We start from the raw sequence: 11,809 nt of genomic DNA on the forward strand, positions 1-11,809 counted from the left end.
ATGAGACGCCACCGCAATGTAAAGATCGTCGCGACACTGGGCCCGGCCTCTAACGATTACGACACAATCCGTGCGCTGCATGAGGCGGGTGCAGATGTGTTTCGTCTGAATATGTCGCATGGCGATCATAGCGAGATTAAGGCGCGCCATGATATTATCCGCCAGATCGAGGCGGACATGAACAGCCCCATCGCGATCCTTGCGGATTTGCAAGGACCGAAATTGCGAGTCGGCGTGTTCAAGAATGGCGAGGAAGAGCTGATCGAAGGCGCCGATTTCCGCCTCGATCTTGACGATGCCGAAGGCGATGTGACGCGGGTGAAGCTGCCGCACAAGGAGATTTTCGACGCGCTTGAACCGGGCGCGCATCTTTTGGTCAATGACGGCAAGATAAAGCTGCGTGTTAAGGAATGCGCTGCTGATTTCGCAAATTGTGAAGTTGTTGTGGGTGGCACGATTTCGAACCGCAAGGGCGTGAATGTGCCGGATGTAACGCTGCCGGTTGCAGCGCTTTCCGAAAAGGACCGCAAAGACCTGGAATTTGTCTGCGAATTGGGCGTGGATTGGCTGGCCCTGTCCTTCGTGCAGCGCCCGGCAGATGTGGAAGAGGCGCGCGATCTTGCAAAGGGGCGCGCCGCGATCCTGTCGAAGATTGAAAAGCCGAACGCGGTCAATGCGTTTGACAGTATTCTCGAAGCCTCTGACGGGATCATGGTCGCGCGTGGGGATCTTGGGGTGGAATTGCCGGTACAAAATGTGCCGCCGATCCAAAAGCAGTTGGTCCGCAAATGCCGGGCTGCCGCGAAGCCGGTGATTGTCGCCACGCAGATGCTGGAATCCATGATAGACAGCCCCATGCCGACCCGCGCCGAAGTCTCAGACGTAGCGACGGCGATCTATGAAGGCGCCGATGCGATCATGCTGTCGGCGGAATCCGCCGCCGGTTCCTACCCAATTGAAGCGGTTAAGACGATGAACAACGTCGCGGGTGAGGTCGAGGCCGACCCCACCTATACCGATATCATCGAGGCTTCGCGCAAGTCCGATGGCAAGACGGTGGCCGACGGGATCGTTTCCGCGGCGCGCGAGATTGCGGAAACAACGGATGTCAAAGCGATCTGCTGTTTCTCCGAATCCGGGACGACCGCTCTTCTGGTCTCACGCGAGCGTCCGCGCGTGCCGATTGTGGCGCTGACGAGTTATCAGTCAACGGCGCGCCGTTTGTGTCTGTCATGGGGCACGAATTGTGTCGTGACGGGTGACGTGAACCGCTTCAAGGATGCGGTGGTTGCGGCGGTACGGGCAGCGTTGGATCAGAAATTGGCCACGAAATCGGACAAGGTTGTCGTCACCGCCGGGGTCCCGTTCAACACGCCAGGGTCGACGAACATCCTGCGTGTCGCCCCGTGCGAAGAACGTTTGATTTACGCCAACCAGTCAGAGTAGGTTGCGCGCCAGGGGGCGTTGCAAAAGGATGTGACGCAGTGGAATTCGACGTAATCTTTGTGCTTGGGCTGCTGCTGGCACTTTTCTCTGCGCCGTCTTTTGCCAGTGCCTATGCGGACAAACGCCGCCCGACGCAGGCCTTGCTCACCGTTTTGATTGGAGCGGGCATGATCTATTACGCCGTGGTGATGAACCCGGGCGTCTATGCCGTCGATCAGGTTGATGACGTGGTGCTGCGCGTTATTGGTTGGGTTCTCAACGAATAAGTCTTGCACGGATTTCAAATGCGCCCTATACGGCGGCCTTCACCCGCGCGTCCGGCCCATATGGCATGCCGAGGCGCGCGTTTCGACCGACCAAAGATGGAGACGGAAATGCCAAAGATGAAGACAAAATCGAGCTGCAAAAAGCGGTTCAAGACGACGGCCTCTGGCCGTGTTGTGGCAGCCCAAGCGGGCAAGCGTCACGGCATGATCAAGCGTACCAACAAATTCATTCGCAACGCACGCGGCACGACAACCCTGTCGAAGGCCGACGAAGGTATCATCAAGCCGATGATGCCCTACGCACGTTAAGCAGGAAGGATTTGAGATATGCGCGTTAAAGGCGGAACCGTCACCCATCGTCGTCACAAAAAGGTTCTGGACCGGGCCAAAGGTTACTATGACCGCCGCTCCAAAACCTTCAAGGTCGCCAAGCAGGCCGTTGACAAGGCCAACCAATACGCAACCCGTGACCGGCATAACCGCAAGCGCAACTTCCGTGCGCTGTGGATCCAGCGGATCAACGCAGGCGTTCGCTCGGTTGATGAAACACTGAACTACTCAAAGTTCATCAACGGGTTGAGCCTCGCCGGTATCGAGGTTGACCGTAAAGTTCTGGCCGACCTCGCCGTGAATGAGCCCGAAGCATTTGCGACCATCGTTGGCAAAGCAAAGGCTGCACTGGCCTAAGGCTGGTCTGAGCTTCCACAGAATTCAAAAGGTCGTCGCAGTAATGCGGCGGCCTTTTTCGTTGCTTAGTCGTGGCTGCTAAAACACATGCGTCGGTCACATGCTATCGCCGGTGTCACGACTGTTTCAGGGATTTGACCTGAGATTGCACCGGTCGGGGCAGTACCGCATGGGGTAGGTTGGAGGAACCAACGACCTTTCCGCTGGCACTGCTGAGGTGCAGGACGGCCGCGCTGGGGCATCCCGTTAGGCGGCCAAATCTGTACCGGTCAGCACCACCACTTGATCACGACCACAAGATTTCGCCTCGTAAAGCGCGATATCGGCACGTTTGAGGGTCTCCTCCACCGAACCATCGTCGATATGTACCTCGGTCAAACCAAAGCTTGCCGTGATCATCAATTGCATATTGGCGACGGCAAAGGGCGTGTCACCGATGCCGTCACACAGCCTTTTGGCGACCCTTGTTGCATCTTCAAGGTTCGTGCCTTCCATCAAAAGGCCGAACTCTTCGCCACCCATGCGGATGAGTGTGTCCGCCCCACGTGACCTACCGTTGACGCGTTTTGCAAATGCCGCCAGCACCGCGTCGCCAACATCATGCCCGTAGGTGTCGTTGATCTGTTTGAAATGGTCGAGGTCCATGGCCAGATAGCAAAATGGCGTGCGCGTTTCCTGCCATTGTCGCCAGAGCGCCTCGACCTGTTCATAAAGCAAGCGCCGGTTTCCGGCCCCGGTCAAGGCATCGACGCGCGCCATATGCGTCAGCGCCTCCATCTGGTCGATCACTTGCAACTGCATCGCCAGACATTGACCAATCGCCTCGAGCGCGCAAATCACGTTACCGGGCTGATCAAGTTGGCCCAGAAAGCTCGCGTTAATCACGCCAAACCGACGCGACTTTGTCATCAGCGGAACCACGACAACGCTTTGATAGCCCAACTGGGCCAGCGCCTGGACTCCGGGTGACGCGACGCCTGCCGGATCAGGCATATAGGCCGGTTTGCCTGTGCGGAAGACGGCACCAGAGATGCTGTTGCTCACGTCATATTGTGTGTCTGGGGCGACCCCCTTTGTCCCTGTCATTGCCGTGACGACAAGCTGCGCGTCATTGTCATGAAGGGCGATTGAACACCGATCCGCCGCGACGATCTGCTTTGACCACAACGAATAGGCATCCAGCACCTCACTGCGGCTGGTCGCTTGCGACAGATCGTTCAAAAAGCCGATCGGCACATGCAACGCGTCGCGCCCGGCCTTGGCCTGCGCGCGTTCGGCCAACCTGAACTGTTCCGCAAAATGCTTTTCGTCCGTCATAGGCTCTTGTGGACACAGAGGTCTTAATATCGCGCTTAAACTTGCATCAGTTTTGGTCAGGTCAGGATTATTTAATCGCCCGCGACACTTTTCGTGAACAGGCAATGAAAACGTAAGGACTTTGCCGCAGGTTGCGCCCGAATTTGTTCCGAGGTGCTGATGCGAACCATTCTGACCCTGTTGGTGTATTTGTGGCCCTTGGTGGGGCTGGCTGAAGTTGCCCCACTCATCTCTGCCGCGCGCCAACCGCTCGTCCAGATGGCGCCGGCATCTGGCAATGTGCAGAGCGCAAGTCTTTTTCAAGGGGCGTCCAACGGGTTCTTCGCGCCCAAATCCACCTTCGACAAAGACGCGCTGATCCGTATCCGCAATGTGATCGGGCAGGCTGAATCGCCCCAAGCGGGATATGACGCTGTACAGCATGGCGCGCGTATCCGCCCCGCGAAACCGCCGACGCAAATGACTCTGGCCGAGATATTTGCATGGATCGATGCCACGCCTGGCCAGCCGCACGCCATTGGCCGCTATCAGTTTATCCCTGCCACCCTGCGCCGCGTCGCCACGCAGATCGGCGCCCAACCGGGTGACCGCTTCAGCCCCGCGATGCAGGATCGGCTTGCCGATGTTCTGCTTGCCGATGCTGGCTTTGCCGCATTTCTCGCAGGGGAACTGAACCAGAAAGACTTCATGAACAACCTCGCTGCGATCTGGGCAGGCTTGCCCACCTCAAATGGGCGGTCGCGCTATCACGGGATTGCGGGCAACCGGGCAACGGTGACCCTCGCCTATTTCCAAAGCGAGATTGCCAAAATCGCGCCGGGTTAAGGGCGCTTGCAACCGTGCCGCCCATTCGCTAACCGAAGGCGGATGATTGCAAGAGGCGCGTGATGGACGATCTGAAGGAAAAATATCTGGGTCTGATTGCCGATGCCGCTGATGAGGCCGCGATTGAGGATCTGCGCGTACAGGCTGTCGGCAAAAAGGGTGAGATCAGCCTGAAAATGCGCGAACTGGGCAAGATGACACCGGAAGAGCGTCAGGTGGCAGGCCCCGCTTTGAACGCGCTCAAGGATGAGATCAACAGCGCCCTGTCGGCCAAGAAAGCGGCCCTTGCCGATGCCGCCCTTGATGCGCGCCTGCGCGACGAATGGCTCGACGTCACACTGCCATCCCGCACCCGCGCCCAGGGCACAATCCACCCGATCAGCCAGGTGACTGAGGAGATCACGGCGATCTTCGCCGATATGGGCTTCTCCGTCGCCGAAGGCCCGCAGATCGAAAGCGACTGGTACAATTTCGACGCGCTCAACATCCCAGGCCACCACCCCGCACGGGCCGAGATGGATACGTTCTACACACACCGGAAGGAGGGCGATAACCGCCCGCCCCATGTGCTGCGCACCCATACGTCGCCCGTGCAAATCCGCTCGATGGAGGCGACGGGCGCCCCTACCCGCATCATCTGCCCCGGTCGCGTCTACCGCTCTGACTATGACCAGACCCACACGCCGATGTTCCATCAGGTCGAGGGGCTGGCGATTGACCGTGATATCTCCATGGCGAACCTCAAATGGGTGCTCGAAGAATTCGCCGCCGCCTTCTTTGAGGTCGACAAGATCGAGGTACGCTTCCGCGCCTCCCACTTCCCGTTCACTGAGCCCTCGGCCGAGATCGATTTCCGCTGTTCATGGGTCGATGGCCAGTTGAAACTGGGCGAAGGCGACGACTGGCTGGAGGCTGGAGGCTCTGGCATGGTCCACCCCAAAGTGTTGCAAAACGCCGGCATCGACCCGGCGGAATGGCAAGGCTTTGCCTTCGGGTTGGGGATCGACCGGCTGGCGATGCTAAAATACGGGATCCCGGATCTGCGATCCTTCTTCGACTCAGACCTGCGGTGGCTGCGGCACTATGGGTTCAACCCGCTGGTGCAGCCGACACTGCATGGTGGATTGACCAGGTGAACGGTGCAGCGCTCTCAATTAGCTGGCTTGCCCTAGCTATTGGGGTGGTTGGTTATATCCTTAAACGTTGGTGGGACAACGCTGACACAATTATGGAGCACCGTCGCCGAGCTTATGGCGAGTATTTCTCAGCATGCTACAATGTTGCTCGCCAACTGATGCATCATCCTGAAGATGCCAGTAGTGACGCGATGAAAGTGGCACATGATGCTCTTCAAGATCGCAGCCCGGACTTTCTGTTACACGCATCGCCCACCGCATTAGCATATCAGACGAGTTTTACTCAAGACTCATAGCGCTTCGTGATGCGGACAGAGCGAATTGGTCTGAAGATCAGCGGAGTGAGCTTATTGGACGGCTGAGCCAAGCGCTTAGTGTGCTGCGTGAAGTGATAAAGAGCGAGCTATTTCTAACGCAACCACGCTTCCAGTTCGAACGTTTTTTGTATCGGCGCAGGTGGAATAAAATGCTTGCTGCAAAAATTGAAACCGACGATCCGGCTTTAGAATGACGGGCTAGCCAATCTGGCAGCCCGGCGAAGCCGGGCAGCGCCCGGACCTCCCCCACGGGGAGGGCGCTTTTGCAACGCTGCAACCCGAACAACCGAAGCATATGAATTGACCACCTCGCATTGATCAGATGTCAGTGCGCCCGCCCCGAGGTCCGGGCGCTGCCCTACCGTTGCGTGCTATAGTGGCCACCTGCATACTTCTTAAATGTCCAAGCTCACCACCCTCAAATCCAAATACCCCAGCGCGGAAACCTTCACCTTCGGGGACAATCCGGATCTCTGCCAACGTCTCATCACCCTTGTACGTGAGGGCAAGAAAACCGCCACCTGCGCGGCATTGACGGACTTCGCAGCCGAGGGCGAACCTCTTCCCGTCGTGGGTCGCTGCGATATCGCGCTCAATTGGGACGGCAGCCCGGCGCTCGTTATCCGCACCACTCAAGTCACCCAAATCCGGTTCTGCGACGTCACCGAAGCCATGGCGTTGGCCGAAGGCGAAAACGAAAGTCTCGCCGGGTGGCGGAAGGATCACGAGGCCTTCTTCACCCGCAACGGTGGCTTCAGCCCTGACATGATGCTGGTCTTCGAACACTTCGAACTTGTCGAAGACCTCGCCTAAAGCGCCCGCCGGACTCCACGCCGCGCTCAGACCGCGTTATCCTGCGTGACATAATGCGCCTCTATGTCATTCTTCTGCTCATCCTCATCATCGGCGCACATATCGCCATGTGGACCTCTGACATGCCCCGCGACCTTGCCCTAAAGCTGACGCTGATCAACGCGGCGGGTTGGGCGGTCATCCTGCTGCCCGCCTGGGCGGTTTCGAAATGGGCCGCCGCCCACAAGGCCTGCAAATAGCCTTCCACCCCCCGGCGTAATCCGGTAAGCCCTGTCCGACCCGAATTGGACGCTGGATGAATCCATGAAATTCACACTTTCCTGGCTGAAACGCCATCTCGACACGGATGCATCCGTGGATGACATCACCTATGCGCTGACCGACCTCGGGCTTGAGGTGGAAGGCGTCGAAAACCCTGCCGAACGGCTGGCCGCCTTCACGATCGGCAAGGTGCTGAGCGCCGAGAAACACCCCGATGCGGACAAGCTGAAGGTCTGTCAGGTCGACACCAAGGACGGCCCAACCCAGATCATCTGCGGCGCGCCTAATGCCCGCGAAGGGATCACCGTCGTGATTGCCACGCCAGGCACATATGTGCCCGGTATCGACACCACCATCGGCGTGGGCAAAATCCGCGGCGTCGAAAGCTACGGCATGATGTGTTCCGAACGCGAGATGGAGCTGTCGGATGAACATGACGGCATCATCGAACTGCCCTCGGGCGAAGTGGGGGAGCGGTTCACCGACTGGCTCGCCGCCAATGATCCCTCCAAGGTTGATCCGGTGATCGAGATCGCGATTACGCCCAACCGCCCAGACGCGCTGGGCGTGCATGGGATTGCGCGCGACCTTGCCGCCCGTGGCCTTGGCAGGCTGAAAGCGGTCGAGGTGAGCCCGGTTCCGGCCAGCTTCACCTCTGATCTGAATGTGTCCATTGATGACGATACTTTGGACGGGTGCCCGGTTTTCTGTGGTCGTTTGATCAGGGGCGTCAAGAACGGCCCCAGCCCAGAGTGGTTGCAGCAGCAGTTGCGCGCCATCGGCCTGCGCCCCATCAGCTTTCTTGTCGATGTGACGAACTGGTTCACCTACGACCTGAACCGCCCGCTGCACGTTTTCGACGCGGACAAGGTCAAGGGCAATCTGCGGGTCCACCGCGCCAAGGGTGGCGAGACGCTGCTGGCGCTTGATGACAAGGAATACACGCTCCAGCCCGGCCAGATGGTGATCTCGGACGATGAAGGCCCGGAAAGCATCGCGGGCATCATGGGCGGGGCCGAGACAGGCTGCACCACGGACACGGTGAACGTCTTCGTTGAAAGCGCCTATTGGGACCCGATCCAGATCGCCTATGCGGGCCGCGCGCTCAAGATCAATTCCGACGCCCGCTACCGGTTCGAACGCGGCGTCGACCCCGCTTTTACACCCGTAGGGCTGGAGCATGCGGTGCGGATGATCGTGGATCATGCAGGCGGCGAGGCATCCGAGATGATCGTCGCTGGTGCAATCCCCGATACGTCCCGCGTCTACAAGCTCGACACGGCGCGCTGTTCGTCGCTCGTCGGCATGGATATCCCGGCAGCGACACAGCATGCGACTCTGACAGCGCTCGGCTTCCGCATGGAAGGCGACATGGCCCATGTGCCCACATGGCGCCCCGATGTGCAGGGTGAGGCGGATCTGGTCGAAGAGGTCGCGCGCATCGCATCCCTGACCAAGCTGGAAGGCAAACCTTTACCCCGGACTGAACCGGGCGTGGCGCGGCCCATCCTGACGCCAAGCCAATCGCGGCAACAGGCCGTGCGGCGGACAGCTGCGGCGCTGGGCTACAACGAATGCGTCACCTACAGCTTCATCGATGATCAGGCGGCCAAGCTTTTCGGCGGTGGTGATGACAGCACGATGCTGGAAAACCCCATCTCATCCGAGATGTCGCATATGCGGCCCAACCTGCTGCCGGGCCTTCTGCGGGCAGCGGCGCGCAATCAGGCGCGGGGCTTCATGGATATGGCGCTCTTTGAGGTCGGTGCCGGTTTCCACGGCGGGGAACCGGGTGAGCAGCACGATCTGATCTCAGGCGTTCTGATTGGGAAAACCGGCCCGAAGGATGTGCATGGCGCATCGCGCCTCGTCGACTTGTACGATGCCAAGGCCGATGCGGAGGCTGTGCTGGCGGCGATACGCGCGCCCGCCAAGGTGCAAATCCTGCGCGGTGCCTCTGACTGGTGGCATCCGGGTCGGCACGGCATGATCTGCCTTGGCCCGAAAAAGGTGCTGGGTATCTTCGGCGAACTGCACCCCCGCGTGCTGCGCGAGATGGATGTCAAAGGCCCAGCCGTCGCCTTCACCATCTGGCCCGACGAGGTGCCCGCACCGCGCAAGAAATCGACCACCCGCGCGGCTCTGACGGCAACGGACCTGCAATCCGTTGAGCGCGACTTCGCCTTCGTCGTGGACGCGCAGGTCGAGGCGCTGGCCCTGATCAATGCAGCTGCTGGTGCCGACAAAGCGCTAATCACCGATGTACGCGTCTTTGACGAATTCATCGGGGGCAGCCTCGGCGAAGGCAAGAAATCCCTCGCCCTGACCGTGCGCCTGCAACCGACCGACAAGACGCTGAAGGATGCCGATATTGAGGCGGTGAGCGCCAAGATCGTAGAGAAAGTAACGAAGGCCACTGGTGGCACTTTGCGCGGATGACAGAGTTTTCTGACCAAAGCTTTGGCCTCCGGTGGAGGTATTTTTGAACGAAAGAAGGGTGCAACGATGCGCGTATATCTCTCCGGCGAGATTCACACCGATTGGCGGGATCAGATTGTTAGTGGAGCGAAAGGGCTGGACGTCGTCTTTGATGGCCCGGTGACCGATCACGCGGCGTCGGATGATTGCGGTGTGGCGATCATGGGGGCGGAGCCGGACAAGTTCTGGCATGACCACAAGGGTGCGAAGCTGAACGCGATCCGCACGCGCCATGGGATTGAAAACGCCGATATTGTCGTTGTCCGCTTTGGCGAGAAATACAAGCAGTGGAACGCGGCCTTTGACGCGGGATATGCTGCCGCCTTGGGCAAATCGCTGATCGTCATGCATGGGGACGATCACCAACATGCGCTCAAAGAGGTGGATGCCGCGGCGCTTGCTGTTGTGCAGGAACCGCAGCAGGTGGTGGATATCCTAAAATATGTGCTGATGGGACAGTTACCCTAAGGTCGCTTCAAGATCCGTTTTGTGATTGAGTGATCTGCATTGGATCAATTGCATTATGGGGAAAGTCATGCCGACCGTTGCCGACTACATTGTCCTGAATGACCGATCGTTCACACTGATCGAAGGAGAAAGCCGTGAGATCGGTCCCTTCGATCTGCCGTCTAATTTTGTACGCGGGACAAGCCGCGCCAAACCAATCCTGGCTTACCGCGCCAAGGCTCTTGGAAGTGCTGATGGTGCGTTGGCGCCGCAGGCGCGGCTCCGGGTGTCAATCCAGAACGGCCTTCATCCGTTGGAAACAGTGTTTCTGGAAGGTGATGGTCTGAGCGGTCAATGGGAGGCGTTTTCCGGCAATTTCCTGAATGATGTCGTTCTGAACGACGTGACCTTCACACTTGAAATGGGACGGATTTGGATCTCGGACGTGATCCTTTGGTATCAGGTACGGATCTGACCCCCACGCAAGGGTGAGGGCCAGTCTGACTATGACGGATCAGGGATACGCCGCGCCTTGGCCACTGCGGGGCGGGCGAAAAACCGCTCGACATAGGCAGGCACGTTTTTCAGATCGTGATATCCGACCACATCCTTGGTCCCGTAGAATTCCAGCGCATTGATCCAGGGTGCAATCGCCATATCGGCGATGGAGTAATCCCCCACGATCCAGTCCTGCCCGTCCAATTGCTTGTCAACGACGGCCAGCAGACGGATCGCCTCATCACGGTAGCGTTCGCGTGGGCGCGGGTCTTCGATATCCTTGCCGGCGAATTTGTAGAAAAAGCCCATCTGCCCCAGCATCGGCCCCAAACCGCCCATCTGGAACATCAGCCATTGCGTGATATGCGCCTTTGCGGCGGCATTAGATCCAAGGAATTTCCCTGACTTTTCAGCCAGATAAAGCAGGATCGCGCCGCTCTCGAAAATCCCGATGGGTCCGTTCGGACCGTTTGGGTCGATGATCGCGGGGATCTTGTTGTTGGGGTTCAGCGACAGAAACTCGGGGCTTTTGACGTCGGCGTCCGACAGCGTGACAAGATGCGGCTCATAGGCCAGCCCCATCTCTTCCAACGCAATTGAGACTTTGACGCCATTTGGCGTGGGGTAGGCATAAAGCTGGATTACGGACGGGTCCTTTGCGGGCCAACGCTTGGTGATCGGGAATGCGGACAGGTCGGTCATGGATGTGCTTTCTTGGGCAAATTAATGTTTCCCTAAGATAGACCCAAAGCCGCGCGATAAAACCCATAGCCATGTGAGCCAATATTGATATCAATGTGCGTAGTTGCGCATCAAATGAACGAATGGCGCATGAGAGAAAAGTTGTGGGGACTTAACATGATCAACGAATTCAAAGAGTTTATTGCCAAGGGCAATGTGATGGATATGGCCGTTGGCATTATCATCGGCGCGGCCTTTACCGCCATCGTCACATCGCTTGTGGGCGATCTGATCAACCCGATTATCGCGCTCTTTACCGGTGGGATCGACTTCTCAGGCTGGTTCTACACGCTTGACGGGTCCGACCATGCCTCGCTCGCCGCAGCACAAGAGGCGGGGGCCGCCGTCTTTGCGATTGGCAACTTTATCATGGCGGTGATCAACTTTCTGATCGTGGCCTTTGTGGTCTTCATCCTGGTGAAGATGGTAAACCGCATCAAAGACGCCGCGGAAGGGGAGAAAGAGGAAGCACCGGAGGAGCCAAAAGGCCCGACCGAATTGGAGGTGCTTCTGGAAATCCGCGACGCGTTGGCCAAGCAAAACTGAGGCGCAGCAATTCGTGCGGGGCCTGCCAATA

Annotated in this window: 15 protein-coding genes; 13 read left to right on the top strand and 2 right to left on the bottom strand. The window is 58.5% G+C overall.

Translation table 11 applies throughout. The features are described 5' to 3' along the window. From pyk to rplT, 4 genes are all read left to right on the top strand, one after another. On the top strand, positions 1-1,446 hold the full coding sequence (gene pyk / locus SLH47_RS10300) for a pyruvate kinase (protein ID WP_320239406.1): 1,446 nt from the start codon (positions 1-3) through the stop codon (positions 1,444-1,446). Between the two features lie 38 nt (positions 1,447-1,484). After that, entirely contained in the window at positions 1,485-1,712 is a 228-nt protein-coding gene (locus SLH47_RS10305; protein WP_320239407.1) for a hypothetical protein, read from the top strand. A gap of 108 nt (positions 1,713-1,820) precedes the next feature. Further along, positions 1,821-2,021 carry a 50S ribosomal protein L35 gene (gene rpmI, locus SLH47_RS10310; RefSeq protein WP_320239408.1) on the top strand — a complete coding sequence of 67 codons (201 nt, stop codon included), beginning with the start codon at positions 1,821-1,823 and terminating at the stop codon, positions 2,019-2,021. Between the two features lie 18 nt (positions 2,022-2,039). After that, positions 2,040-2,399, top strand: coding sequence for a 50S ribosomal protein L20 (gene rplT / locus SLH47_RS10315; protein WP_320239409.1), 360 nt, complete (start codon positions 2,040-2,042; stop codon positions 2,397-2,399). 246 nt (positions 2,400-2,645) lie between these two features. Here rplT and SLH47_RS10320 read toward each other — a convergent pair whose 3' ends face one another. After that, entirely contained in the window at positions 2,646-3,716 is a 1,071-nt protein-coding gene (locus SLH47_RS10320; RefSeq protein WP_320239410.1) for a sensor domain-containing diguanylate cyclase, read from the bottom strand. Between the two features lie 159 nt (positions 3,717-3,875). Here SLH47_RS10320 and SLH47_RS10325 point away from each other — a divergent pair, with 159 nt between their 5' ends. The 8 genes from SLH47_RS10325 to SLH47_RS10360 all read left to right on the top strand — a co-directional run bounded on the left by SLH47_RS10325 (position 3,876) and on the right by SLH47_RS10360 (position 10,468). Next, positions 3,876-4,541 (top strand): hypothetical protein, encoded by a 666-nt coding sequence (locus SLH47_RS10325; RefSeq protein ID WP_320239411.1) that lies wholly within the window; start codon positions 3,876-3,878, stop codon positions 4,539-4,541. A gap of 62 nt (positions 4,542-4,603) precedes the next feature. Continuing rightward, positions 4,604-5,677 carry a phenylalanine--tRNA ligase subunit alpha gene (gene pheS / locus SLH47_RS10330; RefSeq protein WP_320239412.1) on the top strand — a complete coding sequence of 358 codons (1,074 nt, stop codon included), beginning with the start codon at positions 4,604-4,606 and terminating at the stop codon, positions 5,675-5,677. After that, positions 5,674-5,973 carry a hypothetical protein gene (locus SLH47_RS10335; protein WP_320239413.1) on the top strand — a complete coding sequence of 100 codons (300 nt, stop codon included), beginning with the start codon at positions 5,674-5,676 and terminating at the stop codon, positions 5,971-5,973. Before pheS ends, SLH47_RS10335 begins: the two co-directional genes overlap by 4 nt. A gap of 420 nt (positions 5,974-6,393) precedes the next feature. Next, positions 6,394-6,807, top strand: a complete 414-nt coding sequence (locus SLH47_RS10340; RefSeq protein ID WP_320239414.1) for an ASCH domain-containing protein — start codon at positions 6,394-6,396, stop codon at positions 6,805-6,807. Between the two features lie 53 nt (positions 6,808-6,860). Continuing rightward, positions 6,861-7,046, top strand: coding sequence for a phenylalanyl-tRNA synthetase subunit beta (locus SLH47_RS10345; protein WP_320239415.1), 186 nt, complete (start codon positions 6,861-6,863; stop codon positions 7,044-7,046). A gap of 64 nt (positions 7,047-7,110) precedes the next feature. After that, a complete protein-coding gene (pheT, locus tag SLH47_RS10350; RefSeq protein WP_320239416.1) occupies positions 7,111-9,507 on the top strand; it encodes a phenylalanine--tRNA ligase subunit beta in 2,397 nt (798 codons plus the stop codon). Positions 9,508-9,573: 66 nt separating this feature from the next. After that, on the top strand, positions 9,574-10,014 hold the full coding sequence (locus tag SLH47_RS10355; RefSeq protein ID WP_320239417.1) for a YtoQ family protein: 441 nt from the start codon (positions 9,574-9,576) through the stop codon (positions 10,012-10,014). Positions 10,015-10,081: 67 nt separating this feature from the next. After that, positions 10,082-10,468: a hypothetical protein gene (locus SLH47_RS10360; RefSeq protein ID WP_320239418.1), complete on the top strand. Its 387-nt coding sequence runs from the start codon at positions 10,082-10,084 to the stop codon at positions 10,466-10,468. 29 nt (positions 10,469-10,497) lie between these two features. Here SLH47_RS10360 and SLH47_RS10365 read toward each other — a convergent pair whose 3' ends face one another. Continuing rightward, the gene (locus SLH47_RS10365) at positions 10,498-11,193 is read right to left on the bottom strand and encodes a glutathione S-transferase family protein (RefSeq protein ID WP_320239419.1); all 696 of its coding nucleotides are present in this window, start codon (positions 11,191-11,193) and stop codon (positions 10,498-10,500) included. A 156-nt stretch (positions 11,194-11,349) separates the two neighbouring features. Between SLH47_RS10365 and mscL the strand changes: the two genes are divergently transcribed. Further along, on the top strand, positions 11,350-11,778 hold the full coding sequence (gene mscL, locus SLH47_RS10370; RefSeq protein ID WP_320239420.1) for a large conductance mechanosensitive channel protein MscL: 429 nt from the start codon (positions 11,350-11,352) through the stop codon (positions 11,776-11,778). The last annotated feature ends 31 nt before the right edge of the window (positions 11,779-11,809 follow it).

Origin of the sequence: Cognatiyoonia sp. IB215182, assembly GCF_033963905.1 — a bacterium.
GTDB lineage: Bacteria > Pseudomonadota > Alphaproteobacteria > Rhodobacterales > Rhodobacteraceae > Yoonia.